This is a genomic window from Pseudomonas sp. HAR-UPW-AIA-41, assembly GCF_002304225.1.
Lineage (GTDB): Bacteria > Pseudomonadota > Gammaproteobacteria > Pseudomonadales > Pseudomonadaceae > Aquipseudomonas.
The window spans coordinates 887640-906387 of sequence record NZ_NSLB01000001.1; the positions used below are offsets into that span (position 1 = coordinate 887640).

At 59.6% G+C, this 18748-nt stretch carries 17 protein-coding genes and 2 tRNA genes; 13 read left to right on the forward strand and 6 right to left on the reverse strand.

Going from position 1 to position 18748, the window contains the following annotated elements; genetic code table 11:
- Positions 1–46 precede the first annotated feature (46 nt).
- Positions 47–1042 carry a tRNA dihydrouridine(20/20a) synthase DusA gene (dusA, locus tag CK486_RS04185; protein WP_095939005.1) on the reverse strand — a complete coding sequence of 332 codons (996 nt, stop codon included), beginning with the start codon at positions 1040–1042 and terminating at the stop codon, positions 47–49.
- Between the two features lie 637 nt (positions 1043–1679).
- On the opposite strand from dusA, the gene CK486_RS04190 reads away from it, so the two are divergent.
- Complete coding sequence (locus CK486_RS04190) at positions 1680–2219, forward strand: hypothetical protein (RefSeq protein ID WP_095939006.1); 540 nt, start codon at positions 1680–1682, stop codon at positions 2217–2219.
- Here the strand turns inward: CK486_RS04190 and CK486_RS04195 are convergent.
- On the reverse strand, positions 2177–2428 hold the full coding sequence (locus CK486_RS04195) for a DUF3820 family protein (RefSeq protein WP_095939007.1): 252 nt from the start codon (positions 2426–2428) through the stop codon (positions 2177–2179). The genes CK486_RS04190 and CK486_RS04195 overlap by 43 nt on opposite strands.
- Positions 2429–2526: 98 nt before the next feature.
- Positions 2527–3810 carry an FAD-binding oxidoreductase gene (locus tag CK486_RS04200; RefSeq protein ID WP_095939008.1) on the reverse strand — a complete coding sequence of 428 codons (1284 nt, stop codon included), beginning with the start codon at positions 3808–3810 and terminating at the stop codon, positions 2527–2529.
- Between the two features lie 184 nt (positions 3811–3994).
- Here CK486_RS04200 and CK486_RS04205 point away from each other — a divergent pair.
- From CK486_RS04205 to CK486_RS04250, 10 genes are all read left to right on the forward strand, one after another.
- Positions 3995–4071 (forward strand) — tRNA-Val (locus CK486_RS04205).
- Positions 4072–4295: 224 nt separating this feature from the next.
- On the forward strand, positions 4296–6218 hold the full coding sequence (gene thrS, locus CK486_RS04210; protein WP_095939009.1) for a threonine--tRNA ligase: 1923 nt from the start codon (positions 4296–4298) through the stop codon (positions 6216–6218).
- A 17-nt stretch (positions 6219–6235) separates the two neighbouring features.
- Entirely contained in the window at positions 6236–6769 is a 534-nt protein-coding gene (gene infC, locus CK486_RS04215) for a translation initiation factor IF-3 (protein ID WP_095939010.1), read from the forward strand.
- Between the two features lie 60 nt (positions 6770–6829).
- Entirely contained in the window at positions 6830–7024 is a 195-nt protein-coding gene (rpmI, locus tag CK486_RS04220) for a 50S ribosomal protein L35 (RefSeq protein WP_021701550.1), read from the forward strand.
- A gap of 28 nt (positions 7025–7052) precedes the next feature.
- The gene (gene rplT, locus CK486_RS04225; RefSeq protein ID WP_095939011.1) at positions 7053–7409 is read left to right on the forward strand and encodes a 50S ribosomal protein L20; all 357 of its coding nucleotides are present in this window, start codon (positions 7053–7055) and stop codon (positions 7407–7409) included.
- Between the two features lie 94 nt (positions 7410–7503).
- Positions 7504–8520, forward strand: coding sequence for a phenylalanine--tRNA ligase subunit alpha (pheS, locus tag CK486_RS04230; RefSeq protein ID WP_095939012.1), 1017 nt, complete (start codon positions 7504–7506; stop codon positions 8518–8520).
- 42 nt (positions 8521–8562) lie between these two features.
- On the forward strand, positions 8563–10941 hold the full coding sequence (gene pheT / locus CK486_RS04235) for a phenylalanine--tRNA ligase subunit beta (protein WP_095939013.1): 2379 nt from the start codon (positions 8563–8565) through the stop codon (positions 10939–10941).
- Positions 10942–10944: 3 nt separating this feature from the next.
- The gene (ihfA, locus tag CK486_RS04240; RefSeq protein ID WP_045426292.1) at positions 10945–11247 is read left to right on the forward strand and encodes an integration host factor subunit alpha; all 303 of its coding nucleotides are present in this window, start codon (positions 10945–10947) and stop codon (positions 11245–11247) included.
- Positions 11228–11584: a MerR family transcriptional regulator gene (locus CK486_RS04245; RefSeq protein ID WP_095939014.1), complete on the forward strand. Its 357-nt coding sequence runs from the start codon at positions 11228–11230 to the stop codon at positions 11582–11584. Before ihfA ends, CK486_RS04245 begins: the two co-directional genes overlap by 20 nt.
- A gap of 72 nt (positions 11585–11656) precedes the next feature.
- Positions 11657–11733, forward strand: a tRNA-Pro gene (locus CK486_RS04250).
- Positions 11734–11884: 151 nt separating this feature from the next.
- Here CK486_RS04250 and CK486_RS04255 read toward each other — a convergent pair.
- From CK486_RS04255 to cysC, 3 genes are all read right to left on the reverse strand, one after another.
- The gene (locus CK486_RS04255) at positions 11885–14164 is read right to left on the reverse strand and encodes an ATP-dependent DNA helicase (RefSeq protein ID WP_095939015.1); all 2280 of its coding nucleotides are present in this window, start codon (positions 14162–14164) and stop codon (positions 11885–11887) included.
- Positions 14161–15801 carry a VRR-NUC domain-containing protein gene (locus tag CK486_RS04260; RefSeq protein WP_095939016.1) on the reverse strand — a complete coding sequence of 547 codons (1641 nt, stop codon included), beginning with the start codon at positions 15799–15801 and terminating at the stop codon, positions 14161–14163. Before CK486_RS04260 ends, CK486_RS04255 begins: the two co-directional genes overlap by 4 nt.
- 196 nt (positions 15802–15997) lie before the next feature.
- Positions 15998–16609, reverse strand: coding sequence for an adenylyl-sulfate kinase (cysC, locus tag CK486_RS04265; protein ID WP_218192089.1), 612 nt, complete (start codon positions 16607–16609; stop codon positions 15998–16000).
- A gap of 207 nt (positions 16610–16816) precedes the next feature.
- Between cysC and CK486_RS04270 the strand changes: the two genes are divergently transcribed.
- Both CK486_RS04270 and CK486_RS04275 read left to right on the forward strand, forming a co-directional pair.
- A complete protein-coding gene (locus tag CK486_RS04270) occupies positions 16817–17593 on the forward strand; it encodes an efflux RND transporter periplasmic adaptor subunit (RefSeq protein WP_095939017.1) in 777 nt (258 codons plus the stop codon).
- Positions 17590–18748: efflux RND transporter periplasmic adaptor subunit (locus CK486_RS04275; RefSeq protein ID WP_095939018.1), on the forward strand; the 1159-nt coding region annotated here is incomplete at its 3' end. The genes CK486_RS04270 and CK486_RS04275, both read left to right, overlap by 4 nt.

Genomic DNA, 18748 nt, shown 5'->3' on the forward strand with positions numbered 1-18748 from the left:
CCTGTCTATTCAATGACTTCGAACATACCCGAGGCGCTGGCGCGGCTCAATGGCCAACAAGCATGGCGATGGCCTGGTCGAGCAAGGCCAGTGGGTCTTTGGTCTTGTGCACATCTACCGAGAGCAACTGGCGAAAACGGCGGGCTCCGGGGAAGCCCTGAGCCAGCCCGAGAACGTGGCGGGTCACGTGATGCATCACGCCGCCTTCGGCCAGGTGCTGCTCGATGTAGGGGCGCATGCGTGTCAGGGCTTCGGCGCGGCTGATAACCGGGCTGGTGCTGCCAAACAGACGCTGATCGACATCGGCCAGCAGATAAGGGTTGTGGTAGGCCTCGCGTCCAAGCATCACACCGTCGAAGGTCTGCAGATGCTGCTGGCACTCTTCGAGCGTCTTGATGCCGCCATTGAGGATGAACTCGAGGTGCGGGAAGTCCTGCTTGAGCTGCGCAGCGACCTCATAACGCAGCGGGGGAATCTCGCGGTTCTCCTTGGGCGAGAGGCCTTCGAGAATGGCGATACGCGCATGCACAGTGAAACTCTTGCAACCAGCGTCGGCGACAGTGCCGATGAAATCGCACAGTTCTGCGTAGCTGTTGCGGCCATTGATGCCGATGCGGTGCTTGACCGTTACGGGCAGGCTAACCGCGTCCTGCATGGCCTTGACGCAGTCAGCCACCAATTGCGGGTGGCCCATCAGGCAGGCGCCGATCATGTTGTTCTGCACCCGGTCGCTGGGGCAGCCGACGTTGAGGTTCACCTCGTCGTAACCGGCTTCCTCGGCCATCCGGGCGCAGGCGGCCAGTTCTGCTGGATTGCTGCCGCCCAGCTGCAGGGCCAGCGGATGCTCGCAGTCGCTGTAACGCAGAAAACGCTGACGATCACCGTGCAGCAGCGCACCAGTGGTGACCATTTCGGTATAGAGCAGGGCGTGCTGGGAAAGCTGGCGCAGGAAAAAACGGCAGTGCCGGTCGGTCCAGTCCATCATCGGTGCAACGGAAAATCGGCGGCAGACAGCTTTTTGATTCGGATGGATAGTGTTCAATTTAACGACCGGGATTTGCTGTGATCAGCTGCAATGGTGCAGATGAAGTGCATCTGGCGCGCAGGCCAGGTACTCAGGTGGGTGCATTATACCGTGGCATCGGCCGGCCTACCGATTATGCCTTCGCTCAGTTTAGGGTCGGTGCAGTGAATGGCATCACGGATTCAGGCGGGGCTGGAGGGGAGTCGTATATCCGTTACCCAAAGAGGGTTGCGCAGTTATGCTGTATGTATATACAGTTATCTCGGTTACTTCGTCTTGCTGAGAGTTTTTGTCGACATGGTGGTGAGTTGTCGGCTTGCTTCAAGGTGGTAGTAGGCGGAGCGACTCGCCACGGAACTCGGGTGGTGTCATTCAGAATTCTTAGGAGGCTCTCCCATGCTTCAACTGACATCGGTGAATGAGTATCTGCTTTTGATTGGTCTGGTGGTCATGATGCTGGGGCTGGCACGCCTCGCTTATGGGGATCAGCCCTGCTGATCGCCATAAGCGCTGAGGGCTAGGTGCTGCCGGATGGGCGCTGTTGCTGGCCTGCTGCGCTTGCAGTTACACCATTGTCGTCAATGCTTGAAAGGCTGGTCAATTGAGTGGCGGGCGTTATGCTTACCACCCTTTTTCGCCAAGCCCAGGTGCCGCTATGCAAGACCAACTCGTTGAACTGCTCAGCCTGATCAGCTCCGGCTGCATGACTGACGAGGATATCCGGCGCGTCGCTGCCGAGGCGGCCGAGGCTTATGCCGATCCTCAGGCTTTCCTTGAGGCCAATCCCGATATCAATTATGACGATACCTTCCCGATTCCACTGGGGGAGTGGGTTGTGGTCGGCAGTCTGCCTGATACGGTGCTGTTTCAGGCTGATACCTATCAGGAGCTGTTTCAGCAGATCGTCGATTCCTTCGGTCCCTCTGTCAGCTTCGTGCTCAAGCCTAAACAGCTGGCCAAGACCGAGCCTCTGACTGCGCTCAAACGAATCCAGACGCAGCTCTCTGCGTTGTATCCGGAGAAGAAAGGCTATGTGCTGGTTGAGTTCAGCGAGCCGCTCGACGATGAGTTGCAGGCGGTGCTGGTCTACAGCTGCGATGTGCCGCGAGTGATGGCGCTGGCGGTGGAAGTTGGTATCTATGCCGCGCCGGCTTACGAGAGTCTGCTGGCAGCCAGCGAGGCCGGTGACGACTGAGGGCGGCGTAGGGGATCAAGCAGCGGCTTGAGGCCGTTGTGATCGATTTCCTGCATCAGCATCAGCAGACGTCCAATTTCTCCCTTGGGAAAACCTGTGCGGGCAAACCAGTTGAGGTAGTGGCCCGGCAGGTCGGCAATCAGGCGGCCTTCGTATTTGCCAAAGGGCATGCGCCGGGTTACCAGCAGGAGAAGATCTTCAGGATTCATCAGCAGGAAAACTGTCCGGGCGGTGGGCTGCCAGTCTGGCACGCCCGGACAGTTTTTTGAATGCAGCCTGCGCGAGCGGCAGGCTGGCGATTTCAGGCTCAGATGCCCAGTTTGTCACACAGGCTGTAGTACCAGGCGCCCATGGCGGTGAAGGGCACGCGGAACAGACGGCCGCCCGGGAAGGGGTAGTGCGGCAGGCTGCCGAAGGCATCAAAACGCTCGGCCTGACCACGCAGCGCTTCGGCAAGGATCTTGCCGGCCAGGTGGGTGTAGGTGACCCCGTGGCCGCTGCAGCCCTGGGAGTAGTAGATGTTGTCGCCGATGCGGCCGACCTGAGGCAGGCGCGACAGCGTCAGCAGGAAGTTGCCGGTCCAGGCAAAATCAATCTTCACATCTTTGAGCTGCGGGAAGGTTTTGAGCATCATCGGGCGGATCATGGCCTCGATGTTGGCCGGATCCTTGGCGCCGTAGACCACGCCACCACCGTAGATCAGGCGACGGTCGCCGGTCAGGCGGAAGTAGTCCAGCAGGTAGTTGCAGTCTTCAACGCAGTAGTCATTGGGCAGCAGGCTCTTGGCGACTTCTTCGTTCAGGGGCTCGGTGGCCACTACCTGGCTGCCGCAAGGCATGGTCTTGGCAGCCAGTTCCGGCACCAGATTGCCTAGGTAGGCGTTACCGGCGACCACGATGAACTTGGCCTTCACGCGACCCTGCGGGGTGTGCACAACCGGGTTAGCGCCGCGGTCGATGCGTACCGCCGGGCTCTGTTCGTAAATGATGCCGCCCAGACTCTCCACGGCCGCAGCTTCGCCCAGGGCCAGGTTCAGGGGGTGGATGTGACCACCGCTCATGTCGAGCATGCCGCCGATGTAGTTTTCGGTCTTGACCACTTCACGGATGCGCTTGGCGTCCATGATTTCCAGTTGGGTGTGGCCGAAACGCTCCCAGAGCTTCTTCTGCGCTTCCAGATGCTTCATCTGCTTGGCGGTGAAGGCAGCGAACACACCACCGTCTTTCAGGTCGCACTTGATGTCGTACTTGGCAATGCGCTCGCGAATGATGCGGCCGCCTTCGAAGGCCATTTGACCCATCAGCTGGGCTTGTTTCGGGCCAACGGTGCGCTCAATGACATCGATGTCGCGGCTGTAGCTGTTGACGATCTGGCCGCCGTTGCGGCCAGAGGCGCCGAAGCCGACCTTGGCTGCTTCGACGATGGAAACCTTGAAGCCGTTCTCCAACAGGAACAGTGCGGTGGAGAGACCGGTATAACCGGCGCCGATCACGCAGACATCGGTTTCGACTTCACCGACAAGCTCCGGGCGCGCCGGCACCGGGTTGGCGGAGAAAGCGTAGTAAGAGCTGGGATAAGGAGTGTGCGCCATTTTGCAACCTCTGTTTGTTATTCTGAACGAATGTTGCCATGCTACTTGACGGTAAGGCGGCCGGCTAGCCCCTGTGCAAAATTATTAACGGTTGGCTGTGCGGCAAAATGTCCTGTTATTCAGAAACTTATGGAAAATAGGTGTTGACACTGCGGTTCTGATCCGTAGAATGCGCCTTCATTGCAGGCACGTAGCTCAGTTGGTTAGAGCACCACCTTGACATGGTGGGGGTCGTTGGTTCGAGTCCAATCGTGCCTACCAAATATGGTAGAAAAGGGTCGCTGATGCGGCCCTTTTTTATTGGGGCGCTTGTTTGGTTCTTACCTTTCTGAAAGCATCCCCGCTTATTTCCAGTGATCCTGGTCCGTGTCGGTTGGCCTTGTGCTCCTGCCATTGTTAGGCAGGTATAGCCTGCGGATCGTGCTCCTGGCTCATCCCAACCCATGTGGCCTTTGGTAGGGGCCACCACTAGGAGAGGAGGCGCCATGCCCATCATTACTCTTCCTGACGGCAGTCAGCGTTCGTTCGATCATCCCGTTACCGTGCTTGAAGTGGCTCAGTCCATTGGTGCCGGTCTGGCCAAAGCCACCCTGGCTGGCAAGGTCAATGGCAAGCAGGTGGATGCCTGTGATGTGATCGACAGCGACGTTGCCCTGCAGATCATCACGCCGAAAGACGAAGAGGGGCTGGAGATCATCCGTCACTCCTGTGCGCACCTAGTGGGGCATGCCGTCAAGCAGCTGTACCCGGATGCCAAGATGGTCATCGGGCCGGTCATTGAAGAAGGCTTTTATTACGATATCGCCATCGGCCGGCCTTTCACGCCGGAAGATATGGCTGCTATCGAAAAGCGCATGGCTGAGCTGATCGACAAGGATTATGACGTCATCAAGAAGATGACGCCGCGTGCCGAAGTCATCGAGCTGTTCAGGGCGCGCGGTGAGGAATACAAGCTGCGCCTGATCGATGATATGCCGGACGAGAAGGCCATGGGTCTGTACTTCCATGAGGAGTACGTGGACATGTGCCGCGGCCCGCATGTGCCGAACACCCGTTTCCTTAAGTCTTTCAAGCTGACCAAAATCTCCGGTGCCTACTGGCGCGGCGACTCCAAGAACGAGCAGTTGCAGCGTGTGTACGGCACTGCCTGGGCCGACAAGAAGCAGCTGGCGGCCTATATTCAGCGCATTGAGGAGGCCGAGAAGCGCGATCACCGCCGCATCGGTAAGCAGCTGGATCTGTTCCATCTTCAGGAAGAAGCGCCTGGCATGGTGTTCTGGCACCCGAATGGCTGGACTGTTTACCAGGTGCTGGAACAGTACATGCGTCAGGTTCAGCGTGAGCATGGTTATGTCGAGGTGCGTACCCCGCAGGTTGTAGACCGGATTCTCTGGGAGCGTTCGGGTCACTGGTCGAACTATGCCGAAAACATGTTTACGACCAATTCGGAAAACCGCGATTACGCGGTAAAGCCGATGAACTGCCCGTGCCATGTGCAGATTTTCAATCAGGGGCTGAAGTCCTACCGCGATCTGCCGCTGCGTCTGGCCGAGTTCGGCGCCTGTCACCGCAATGAGCCGTCCGGTGCGCTGCATGGCATCATGCGTGTGCGTGGCTTTACTCAGGATGATGCGCACATTTTCTGCACCGAAGATCAGGTGAAGAAAGAAGCGGCTGATTTCATCAAGCTGACCCTGCAGGTCTACTCGGACTTTGGTTTCTCCGATATTTCGATGAAACTCTCGACCCGTCCAGCCAAGCGTGTGGGTTCCGAGGAGCTTTGGGATCGCGCCGAGACGGCGCTGGCCGAGGCGCTGAATGAGTCCGGGCTTGAGTGGGAATATCAGCCGGGCGAGGGGGCTTTCTATGGGCCGAAGATCGAGTTCACCCTGAAGGATTGTCTGGGGCGTAACTGGCAGTGCGGTACTCTGCAGTATGATCCGAACCTGCCTGAGCGTCTGGATGCCAGCTATATCGCCGAAGATAACAACCGCAAGCGTCCGGTGATGCTGCATCGCGCGATTCTCGGCTCCTTCGAGCGCTTCATCGGTATGTTGATTGAGCACTATGCCGGTGTCTTCCCGGCCTGGCTCTCGCCGACTCAGGCTGTGGTGATGAATATCACCGACAAGCAGGCCGATTTTGCCCTTGAGGTGGAGAAAACCCTTAACCAAAGCGGTTTTCGTGCCAAGTCTGACTTGAGAAACGAGAAGATCGGCTTTAAAATCCGCGAGCATACTTTGCTCAAGGTTCCCTATCTTCTGGTTATTGGGGATCGTGAGGTAGAAACACAGACCGTTGCGGTCCGTACTCGAGAGGGTGTTGATCTTGGCTCTATGCCGGTCGCCCAGTTTGCCGAGTGCCTGACCCAGGCGGTATCCCGGCGTGGTCGCCAAGATTCGGAGTAAAGATTATTAAGCGTGAAATGAGACAGGATAAGCGGGCTGTTCCGAAGCCACCTATCAACGAGAATATCAGCGCTCGCGAGGTCCGATTGATCGGTGCCGATGGTGAGCAGATCGGTATCGTTTCGATTGATGAAGCGCTGCGTGTGGCCGATGAGGCCAAGCTGGATCTGGTAGAGATCTCAGCAGACGCAGTGCCGCCTGTTTGCCGAATCATGGATTACGGCAAGCACCTGTTTGAGAAGAAGAAGCAAGCTGCGATTGCCAAGAAGAATCAGCACCAGCAGCAGATTAAAGAAATCAAGTTTCGTCCAGGGACGGAAGAAGGGGATTACCAGGTAAAACTACGCAACCTGGTACGTTTCCTACAAGATGGGGACAAGGCCAAGGTATCCTTGCGATTCCGCGGTCGTGAGATGGCCCACCAGGAGCTGGGGATGGAACTATTGAAGCGGGTCGAAGCCGACCTTGCCGAATACGGTGCCGTCGAACAGCATCCTAAGCTGGAAGGACGCCAGCTGATGATGGTCATCGCTCCCAAGAAGCGTAAATAACCTCCCGGGCACTGGCAGGCCTGATGGTTATCAGTTGTTAATGAATGCGGAGTACTAAACATGCCAAAAATGAAAACCAAAAGCGGTGCAGCCAAGCGTTTTCTGAAAACTGCTGCTGGCTACAAGCACAAGCACGCTTTCAAGAGCCACATCCTGACCAAGATGTCTACCAAGCGTAAGCGTCAACTGCGCGGAAGCGAGCTGATGCATCCGTCGGACAAGGCAAAAGTCGAGCGCATGCTGCGCGTTCGTTAATCGGTCAAGATTTTAGAGGAAGTTACTCATGGCTCGTGTTAAGCGTGGCGTTATCGCCCGTGCTCGTCACAAAAAAATTCTGAAACTCGCTAAAGGCTACTACGGCGCTCGTTCGCGCGTGTTCCGTGTTGCCAAGCAGGCGGTGATCAAGGCCGGCCAATACGCCTACCGTGACCGTCGTCAGCGCAAGCGTCAGTTCCGCGCTCTGTGGATCGCCCGTATCAACGCCGGTGCTCGTATCAACGGTCTGTCCTACAGCCGTCTGATCGCTGGTCTGAAGAAAGCGACCATCGAGATCGATCGCAAGGTTCTGGCCGATCTGGCAGTGAACGAAAAAGCGGCGTTTGCTGCGATTGTCGAAAAGGCTAAAGCCGCTCTGGCTTGATCCCCCGACAATCACCGGGCTAGCCCGGTGCAAAACGTCACCGATAGGGGAAGAGCCTTGTGCTCTTCCCCTATTTCGTATCTGGAGTCCGTAGATGGAAAACCTGGATGCGCTGGTCTCGCAAGCGCTTGAGGCCGTGCAAAATACCGCAGACATAAATGCCCTTGAGCAGCTTCGGGTTCACTACCTGGGCAAGAAGGGCGAACTGACCGTTCTCATGCAGACGCTGGGCAAACTGTCGGCTGAGGAACGGCCAAAGGCGGGTGCCCTGATCAATGCTGCCAAGAACCAGGTTCAGGACGCATTGAATACCCGTAAGGATTCCCTCGAGCAGGCCGCGCTGAGCGCCAAACTGGCCGCCGAGAAGATCGACGTTACCCTGTCGGGGCGCGGTCAGGCCTCTGGTGGTCTGCATCCTGTGACTCGTACCCTGGAGCGCGTCGAGCAGTTCTTTACCCATATCGGCTACAGCGTGGCCGAGGGGCCGGAAGTCGAAGACGACTACCATAATTTCGAGGCGCTCAACATTCCCGGCCACCACCCGGCGCGGGCAATGCATGACACCTTCTATTTCAATGCGAACATGCTGCTGCGTACCCATACCTCGCCGGTTCAGGTGCGCACCATGGAGTCGCAGCAGCCGCCGATCCGCATCGTCTGCCCGGGCCGCGTATACCGCTGCGACTCTGATATCACCCACTCGCCGATGTTCCATCAGGTTGAAGGCCTGCTGGTCGACGAGGGCATCAGCTTTGCCGACCTCAAGGGCACTATCGAGGAGTTCCTTCGGGTGTTCTTCGAAAAGCCGCTGGGTGTGCGTTTCCGTCCGTCCTTCTTCCCGTTCACCGAGCCGTCGGCCGAAGTCGATATGCAGTGCGTGATGTGCTCCGGTAATGGCTGCCGTGTATGCAAGCAGACCGGCTGGCTGGAGGTAATGGGTTGCGGGATGGTCCATCCGAACGTGCTGCGCATGTCTGGCATCGACCCGGAGAAGTACCAGGGCTTTGCCTTTGGTATGGGGGTAGAGCGCCTTGCCATGCTGCGTTATGGCGTGAATGACCTGCGCCTGTTCTTCGACAACGACCTGCGGTTCCTGGCGCAATTTCGCTAGTGCCGCCCGCTCGTTACCGAACAGTTCAGGAGAACAGACCAAATGAAATTCAGTGAACAATGGCTGCGTAGCTGGGTAAATCCGCCTGTCTCCAGCGACGATCTGGTGGCCCGCCTGTCCATGGCCGGCCTCGAGGTTGACAGTGTGACGCCGGCCGCCGGCCAGTTCAGCGGTGTGGTGGTCGGTGAGATTCTCTCTGCCGAGCAGCATCCGGATGCCGACAAGCTGCGTGTGTGCCAGGTCAGCAATGGCAGCGAGAGCTTTCAGGTTGTCTGTGGCGCGCCCAATGCACGCCCGGGAATCAAGATTCCTTTCGCCATGATCGGCGCCGAGCTGCCGGGTGACTTCAAGATCAAGAAGGCCAAGCTGCGGGGTGTCGAGTCAAACGGCATGCTTTGCTCGGCCTCGGAGCTGCAGATCAGTGATGACAACAGTGGTCTGATGGAGCTGGCTGCCGATGCGCCGGTTGGTCAGAGCATTCGTGATTATCTGAACCTGGATGACGTGAGCATCGAGGTCGATCTGACGCCGAACCGCGGCGACTGCCTGTCCCTGGCCGGACTGGCCCGCGAAGTGGGCGCCCTGTATGCCGCGCCGGTGCAGCGCCCGCAGGTGCCTGCCGTGGCTGCCGCGCATGAAGAAGTGCGCCCTGTTGAAGTGCTGGCGCCCAAGGCCTGTCCGCGCTATCTGGGGCGTGTTATCCGTGGCGTCGACCTGAGTCGTGCGACCCCGCTGTGGATGGTCGAACGCCTGCGCCGTGCCGATGTTCGCAGCATTGATGCCGCGGTCGACATCACCAACTATGTGATGCTCGAACTGGGCCAGCCGATGCATGCCTTCGATCTCGCCGAGATCAATGGCGGCATCCGGGTGCGCATGGCCGATGAGGGCGAGAAGCTGGTCCTGCTGGATGGCCAGGAAGTTACCCTGCGAGCCGATACGCTGGTGATTGCCGATCATGCGCGACCATTGGCTATTGCCGGTGTGATGGGCGGGGAGCACAGCGGCGTCAGCGCCAAGACCCGTGATCTGTTCCTGGAAAGTGCCTTCTTCGACACCATCGCCCTGGCCGGTAAGGCTCGCTCCTATGGTCTGCACACGGACTCCTCGCACCGCTTTGAGCGCGGCGTGGATTCGCAGCTGGCTCGTGAAGCGATGGAGCGCGCTACTGCGCTGCTGCTGGAAATCGTCGGCGGCGATGCCGGGCCGATCATCGAGGTGGCCAGCGCTGCCGATCTGCCGAATGTGGCGCCTATCACCCTGCGTGCTGAGCGTGTCAGCCAGATGCTGGGCATGGACATGGACAGTGCCGAGATCGAGCGCCTGCTCACCGCGCTGGGTCTGACTGTCACGGCAGAGGGCGAAGGCGTCTGGCAGGTTGGTGTGCCGAGCCATCGCTTCGATATCAGTCTGGAAGTGGATCTGATCGAAGAGCTGGGTCGCTTGTATGGCTATAACCGTCTGCCGGTTCGCTACCCGCAGGCGCGTTTGGCGCCACAGGCCCGCGCCGAGGCTCGCTCCGAGCTGCCTGAGCTGCGTCGTCTGCTGGTGGCGCGTGGTTATCAGGAAGCCATTACCTACAGCTTCATTGATCCGAAAATGTTCGAGCTGTTCAGCCCGGGCGTGCAGCCGCTGCAGCTGGCTAATCCGATCTCCGCCGATATGGCTGCCATGCGTGTTTCGCTGTGGCCGGGCCTGATCAAGGTGGTGCAGCACAACCTCAACCGCCAGCAGAATCGTGTCCGCCTGTTTGAAAGCGGTTTGCGTTTTGTCGGTCAGCTTGAGGGCCTCAAGCAAGAGGCGATGCTGGCTGGGGTCATCACCGGAAGCCGTCTGCCGGAAGGCTGGGCTCATGGCAAGGAGTCGGTGGATTTCTACGACGCCAAGGCTGATGTCGAGGCGCTGCTGGCCAGTGCCGGTGCTGCCGATGCCTTCCGCTTCGTGCCGGGTGAGCACACTGCGCTGCATCCAGGCCAGACCGCACGCATTGAGCGTGACGGTTGCCTGGTGGGTTACCTGGGGGCGTTGCATCCTGAGTTGGCCAAGGCGCTGGATATCACTCAGCCAACCTTCCTCTTTGAGCTGGTATTGAGCGAAGTGGCTGCCGGTCGCATGCCCAGGTTTAGCGAGCTGTCGCGCTTCCCTGAGGTGCGCCGCGATCTCGCGCTCTTGGTAGACAAGGACACGCCGGCAGAGAGCGTATTGGGCTGTATCCGTGAAGCATCAGGCGAATACCTGACAGACCTCAGACTGTTTGACGTCTATCACGGTAAAGGCATTGATCCGCTTAAGAAAAGTCTGGCAGTCGGCTTGACCTGGCAGCATCCATCGCGCACTCTTAATGACGATGAGGTGAACACCACAACGCAGAATATCGTCACCTCGCTGGAGCAAAGGTTCAACGCCACGTTAAGGAAGTAGCGTATGGGGGCTCTGACGAAAGCTGAGATGGCCGAGCGACTCTTTGAGGAGCTGGGTTTGAATAAACGGGAAGCCAAGGAACTGGTAGAGCTGTTTTTCGAGGAAATTCGTCAGGCGCTTGAGCACAATGAGCAGGTGAAGTTGTCGGGCTTCGGCAACTTCGATCTGCGTGACAAGCGTCAGCGTCCGGGGCGTAACCCGAAGACCGGCGAGGAAATCCCGATTACAGCCCGACGCGTTGTCACCTTTCGTCCAGGGCAGAAACTGAAAGCCAGGGTTGAGGCTTATGCTGGAACCAAGTCATAACGACGAGCTGCCCCCCATTCCGGGCAAACGCTATTTCACCATCGGTGAAGTCAGCGAGCTGTGCGCAGTAAAACCGCACGTGCTTCGGTACTGGGAGCAGGAGTTTCCGCAACTCAATCCGGTCAAGCGACGCGGCAATCGCCGTTATTATCAGCGCCAGGATGTGCTGATGATCCGGCAGATCCGCTCGCTGCTCTACGATCAGGGTTTCACCATCGGCGGCGCACGTCAGCGTATGTCGGGTGATGAAGCCAAAGAAGATACTACCCAGTATCGTCAGTTGATTCGCCAGATGATTGCCGAGCTGGAAGAAGTTCTGCTTGTACTACGCAAATGAATCTGGAAAACCTTCCATAATTCAGATGCTTAGTATATAGTTCGAGCCGCTTCGGGAAACCGGGGCACGTGTCGGGGCGTAGCGCAGCCCGGTAGCGCACTTGCATGGGGTGCAAGGGGTCGAGTGTTCGAATCACTCCGTCCCGACCAAAAAACCCTAGAAAATCCAGTCACTTAGCGGTGACTGGATTTTTTTATGGGCGATATTTTTCTCCTTCTCCTCACAAGCCCGTTTCTGGTGACCGTTTGGTGACCGTTTGTACTGCACTTGGATTCGTAGGTGTGGCCGCTTCGTGGCCGGCTAGTGCTTCGGTGTGAGTGACTGCAGCCGCCACCAGGTTGGCAGCAGCTCGCGCACCTTGGCCTTGCCGTAGCGGTCATCGAGCAGATAGACCACGCCCTGATCCTCGGTAGTGCGGATGACTCGCCCTGCGGCCTGCACCACCTTTTGCAGGCCTGGGTAGAGATAGGCGTAGTCGTAACCGTTTTCCTCGCCGAACATCTGCTGCAGACGCGCCTTGATCTCCTCGTTGACCAGGTTGACCTGAGGCAGGCCGAGGGTGGCGATGAAGGCACCGATCAGGCGTCGGCCAGGGAGGTCGATGCCTTCGCCGAAGGCGCCGCCGAGCACGGCGAAGCCTATGCCCTCCGAGTGTGGGGTAAAGCCCTCGAGGAAGGCCGTGCGTTCGCCCTCGTTCATGCTGCGGGTCTGCGCGCTGGTGGCGATGGCCGGATACAGTGCGTTGAAGTGTTCGAGCACCTGCTGCAGGTAGGCGTAGCTGCTGAAGAAGGCCAGGTAGTTGCCCGGGGCGCGCCGGTACTGCTCGGCCATCAGCCGGCAGATGGGCTCCAGACTGGTATCGCGGTGCTGGTAGCGGGTCGACAGGTTGCGTACCACCCGCACGTTCAGTTGCTCGGCGGAGAAGGGCGACTCCACGTCAATCCACTGGGTTTCCTCGGGTAACCCCAGCAGATCCTGGTAATAGTTGGCCGGGCGTAGGGTGGCGGAGAACAGGGTCGTGGTGTGAGCGTTGCTGAACCGCTCGGCTAGAAACGGTGCAGGCACGATGTTGCGCAGGCACAGGATGGTGTGGTCACCGATGTCCTGGCTGTCCTGGCGGGTCACGTCGAACAGCGAGTGCGGCCCATACGCCTCGCTAAGCCGGCAGAACAGCATGGCGTTCAGGTAGAACTGCAACAGCAGACGATCCTGGCCGTTGGGGTGGTCGGTTAGATGATCGGTGATGGCGCTCACTGTCCGTTGCAGCGCCGCCACCAGCAGGTCAGGCACCAGCGGATGAATCTGGTAGTCGCCCTGCTGTACTTGGTTGAGCTGTTCCCAGTGCCGGCTGACCCGCTGTAGGGTGCTGCGCAGGCTGGCGGGGGCGATGCGGCACAGCTCGTGAAATTCCAGCTGATCGAGTTCGGCGCTGTACATGCCGCGGGCCCGCTCGACCAGGTTGTGCGCCTCGTCCACCAGCACGGCCACGCGCCATTCGTTGATCTGCGCCAGACCATAGAGCAGGGCGCCGAGATCGAAGTAGTAGTTGTAGTCACAGACCACCACATCAGCCCAGCGGCACAGTTCCTGGCTCAGGTAGTAAGGGCAGACCTGGTGGGCCAGGGCGATGGCGCGTACCCGCTCCTGGGTCAGCCAGCTGTCCTGCAGGGCTGCTTTTCGGGCTTCGGGAAGACGATTGTAGAAGCCCTTGGCCAGGGGGCAGGATTCACCATGACAGCTCTTTTCCGGGTTCTCGCAGGCCTTGTCGCGTGCAACATGCTCCAGCACGCGCAGCGGCGTTGCGCTCTGCTCATCACGCAGACGCTGCAGGGCATCCAGGGCCAGGCGCCGGCCGGGCGTCTTGGCGGTCAGGAAGAACAGCCGGTCCAGTTGCTGGCCGGGCATGGCCTTGAGTTGGGGGAAGAGGGTGCCCAGCGTTTTGCCGATGCCGGTGGTGGCCTGCGCCATCAGGGTGTTGCCGTCGCGGGCGCAGCGGTACACCGCCTCGGCCAGTTGCCGTTGGCCGCGGCGAAAGTCGGGGTAGGGAAAACTCAGCGCCTGCAGATAGATATCGCGGCGTGCGCGGTGGGCTTCTTCCTGTTCGGCCCATTGCAGGAAACGCTGGCACTGCTCGGCAAAGAATTCGCCCAGAGCATCGGCGCTCAGCACTTCAACGAAGGCATTCTCGGTGTGGGTGAGCACGTTGAAGTAAACGACCGCCAGCTCGAGCTCATCCAGGCCGAGCTGCTGACAGAGCAGCCAGCCATAGACCTTCACCTGCGCCCAGTGCAGCGCGCGGTGGTTGGCCGGAATGCGGCTGATGTCACCCCGGTGGGTTTTGATTTCTTCCAGGCGATTGCGCTCAGGGTCATAGCCGTCGGCGCGGCCACTGACGAACAGTCCGGGGTAGCTGCCGGAAAGTGGTAGCTCGGCGAGGTAGTCAGCCCCGCGGCGGCCAACCACGGTTTGGTGACCAGCGATGCCTTCCTGAGCGGTGGGGGACGGCGTGAAGCGCAGATCGAGATCACCTTCCTTGGCGGTGAACTCGCACAGGGCGCGCACAGCCACGACGTAAGTCATGCCGCATCCCAGCTCACGTAACAGACCTCGACCGGAATACCCTGTTCGGCAGCAAAGGCCAGCCAGCGTTTCTGGTTGTCCTGAAGCCGGTCCCCAGGACCTTTCACCTCGATCATCCGGTAGCGGCGTTCGGCGGGGTAGAACTGGATCAGGTCGGGCATGCCGGAGCGGTTGGCTTTTATGTCCCGCAGCAGGCGGGTAAAGCAGGCCTGTAGGTGCTGCGCCGGAATGCAGTGCAGCGCCATTTCCAAGAGCGGCTCATCAAGCAGTGTCCAGAATACGAATGGCGACTGGATGCCAACTTTCTCCCGGTAGCGCTGCACAATCAGCTGCGCATAGTCGGGCTGCTGCAGACGAGCCAGGCACGCGTCGAAGAGCTGCTGACGACGGGAGTAAAAGTCCGCGCTGTAAAGATCAACCGGACCACTGTGAAACGGATGGAAGAATGCCCCAGGCAGTGGAGCAAAGATGGCGTCCCAGCACAGCAGGCCGAACAAGCTGCACAACAACGTGTTCTCCACGTAGTGCACCGGGGTCTGTTCGGTACTGATGTGATCACGCACGGCGACCTCGACACTGCCATGAGCAGGCATGGGCAAGGTCAACTCGATGCAAGCGGCTTCGACAGGCTTAGGCTGCCTCTCGGCAGGAAAACCCAGTTTGCGCTGCAGGCGGGGGAGTGCGCGCCCAATACGCTGACATTCTTCATCGCTTTTAGGCAGGGCGCTAAATGCCAGTGCCTGCTGGTAAGCGTCGGCATCACGGCCCAGTTGTTCCAGCACACGAACTTGCCGCCAGCGAGCTTCGGAGTATTCGCTGCGTTGATAGACCGCTAGCGCTTGCTCCAGCTCGCCGCACTTCTCCAGGTGCTGGGCAAGGTGGAACAGCTGCTTTGACTGGCGGCTGCGCAGATACGAATTAGCCGAGGAAAAAGCCAGGAGTGGCGGCAGAACACTTTCAACCGGCTCGCCAGCTTCGAAACGAACCCGCAGATCACGCAGGTGCAGGTAATCCTCCAGATCCTGTCGAGAGCGGAAGCCGCGAGACTCGGGAGTGATGTCCACCGACTCGTAGCGGTAGATGCCGAGGTCTGCCAGCACAAACTCGGACCAGTCCTGAGCCAGATTACCGAAGAACAACAGGCGCAGACGGTTGCACAGCTCATCGATCTGCAGGCTCAGCAGGCGATCATTCAGTGCTGGGCACCAATTGGAAAAGGGCTGGGCTGGTAAGTCCTGCGCCAGCAGCTGCTCCAGAAGTGCCGTCTTTTTCTGTGAGCTGCGCCGATCCGGAAGTGGCAGATGCGCCAGCAGTTCATCCTTGCGCAACAGCTCGGCGACCTCTACTGCTGTCAGCGGCATCTGCTCACTGACCCAGCCAAGTTCAAGCAACGGTCCTGCGGCAAATAGACAATCACCGATCTCGGGATAGTCGAGCTTGCTCAGGCGAAAGTGGCAACCCCGGCGCATGATCATACGCACCAAGAGTGCCTGTGCTCGCCACTCCACCACCTCGAAATTGCTGATGAAGGTCTGCTCCTCCGCAGTCAGCAAGTCGGCATAGCGCTCGCCCAGCCAGGCAAGCACTGTGCGGAAGTTGCTGAGATAGTAGAGCTCGGGAGGAAGCGAGGTGGGCATGCTGGTAATCACTGTATTCTTGTACAGGATTGTCTGCTTTGATGCTGGGAGGAGCAACTGCCAGAGGTCGTATACCTACCTCACTAATTGAACATGAAGTTGCTGCAGTCGAAGCAGTCTGGTTTTTGCAAAGGGTTGCAATCGGCCAAATGGAGGCGTTAGGCAGAGCCTAGGGAAGAAGGGGCGATTCAATACGTTATGTATGACCGCCTGCGAGATAAATGCTGATTTGTGCCACTGCGTCCTCAGGGCTGACGATAGTCGAGTTGATCACTAGGTCAGGTTGCGCTGGAGGCTCATAGGCGCTGCTGATCCCTGTCATGTTTGGCAGTTGTCCTTGTCGGGCTTTTTTATAGAGGCCTTTGGGGTCTCGCTGCTCGCACACCGCCAGCGGCGTATCAACAAATACTTCGATAAAGTTATTTTCCCCGATTAACTCCCGGGCCATCTGACGCTCTGCTCGGAAAGGACTGATAAAGGCTGCTATCACGATCAGTCCGGCATCAAGCATCAGTCTGGCCACTTCTGCCACTCGCCGAATATTTTCGACCCGGTCAGCATCGGTAAAGCCTAGGTCCTTGTTCAAACCTTGACGGACGTTATCACCATCGAGGACGTAGGTACGTTTGCCCAGTGCGTGGAGTTCTTTCTCCAACGTATTGGCGATGGTCGATTTTCCAGAGCCGGAAAGTCCGGTGAACCAGATTACCTTGCCTCTATGGCCATTCAGGCGTTCGCGGTCCTCACGGGTAATGCTAAGTGCTTGGCGATGTACGTTTTGAGCGCGGCGTGAGTTGTGGTTGATCATGCCGACGTCTCCCTGTTTCAGTAGCAGCTGGATTTAGATTACTGAACCAATCTAACGGCTTTGACTATCGATTGCTCTGCCTACCTCAACAACTGCCTTTTTGATCACGAGAAGAAGGGTTTTTGGCATTATATGGATGTGAGGCCTCCTTTGCTGGGTTCGGCTCTGTGCTTTACCCTCTGCGCCCCAAATAAACAAGGAAGTACCATGCGGTATCATGTTCTCGGTTCTGCTTTTTTAATCGCTGTATTGCACACTCCGGGGCTTTTTGCTCAGGACGATTTGCTTGATTCTCTCAGTGAACCGGAAAACTTTTCCGAGGCACGCCAGATCCGAGGGGTGCTTAAAGCCCGTGACCAGGCCGTGTTGTCCAGCGAACTAGCGGGGCGCATCGTCGAAATGCCCTTTGCTGAAGCGCAGCGCTTCTCTAGGGGTGATGTATTGGTTCGCTTCGATTGCAGCGCCTATCAGGCTCAACTCAACGCAGCGAACGCAGCCAGTCGTGCTGCTCGCGAGGAACTGAAGAATAAGCAGCAACTGGCCGCACTCAACTCCGTGGGGCGCTTCGAAGTGGCCCTGGCCGAGGCCCGCCAGGCGCAGGCCCAGGCTGAGGCGCAGGTCTACCAGGTGCAGGTGCAGCGTTGCCAGGTGAAGGCTCCCTACGACGGCCAGGTCGTCAACCGCCGCGTGCAGCCCCATGAGAGTGTGCCCGGCGGCGCGCCGCTGCTGGAGGTGGTGGATAACCGCACCTTGGAGATCCACCTGCTGGTGCCCTCGCGCTGGATCGGTGCCCTCAAGCCGGGCGAGCCCTTCGAATTCATCCCCGACGAGACCGGCAAGCCGCTCAAGGCCGTGGTCAAGCGCCTGGGCGCGCGCATCGACGAAGGCAGCCAGACGCTGCTGCTGATCGGTGGCCTGCCCGAGGATGCACAGGGCCTGGTGGCCGGCATGAGCGGTAGTGCGCGCTTCCCGGAGGCGCGATGAACGCACCGGTGCCCGGTTTTGCTGAGCGTGTCTTCGCGGTCTTCCTCAGCCTACAGGCCCAGGCCCGACAGGCCGCTACGACAGAGCAGCTGGCCTTCGCCATGGTCAACGACGGCCAGGGTCTGTTCGGCTACCGCCATGCGGCACTGTTGATTGCCGGCAAGGTCCGTGCCCTAACCGGCATCAGCGTGGTGGAGCCTAATGCCCCCTTCGTCGCCTTCGTCGAACGGGCGACGGGGCAGCGCCTGGCCGTTGGCCTGCTGGGCGAGCCCTGCATGGTCGACCCGGCCGCGTTGGACGAGAGCAGCCGCGACGACTGGCAGGCGCTGTCCGCGCCCCACGTCTTCTGGCTGCCGCTGAAGGACCGCCAGGGCGCCGTGTTCGGCGGCCTGTGGATCGCCCGCGACACCCCCTGGAGCGAGGCCGAGCAGGCTCTGCTGATGCAACTGGGAGGCACCTATGGTCACGCCTGGCTGGCCCTACAGCCGCGCAAGCCCTGGCGCCTGCGCTGGCCGAAGAAGAGGCTCCTGGCCCTGGCCGCCGCGCTGGCTCTGGTGCTGCTGGTGCCGGTGCGCCAGTCGGTGCTGGCACCCGCCGAAGTGGTGCCCCAGGGCGGCCGTGTGGTGGCCGCGCCGCTGGACGGGGTGATCGCCGAATTCCTCGTCAAGCCCAACCAAAGTGTCGCCGCCGGTGACCTGCTGGTACTCTTCGACGCCACCACCCTCAAGGCCCAGGCCGATGTCGCCGAACGCGCCCTGGGGGTGGCCGAGGCGGAGCTGAAAGCCAACAGCCAGCGCGCCTTCGCCGATGCCGAGTCCAGCGCGCGCATCGACCTGCTGGCTGCCCGCGTGGAGCAGAAGCGCGCCGAGCGCGACTACGCCAGACAGTTGCTGGCCCGCAGCGAAGTTCGTGCCGAGCGCGCCGGTATCGCCGTGTTCGCCGATGCCGAGCGCCTCACCGGCAAGCCGGTGCAGACCGGCGAGCGACTGATGCAGATCGCCGACCCGGCCCAGGCAGAACTGCGCATCGAGCTGCCGGTGGGCGACGCCATCGCTCTTCGTGCCGAGCGCGCCGGTATCGCCGTGTTCGCCGATGCCGAGCGCCTCACCGGCAAGCCGGTGCAGACCGGCGAGCGACTGATGCAGATCGCCGACC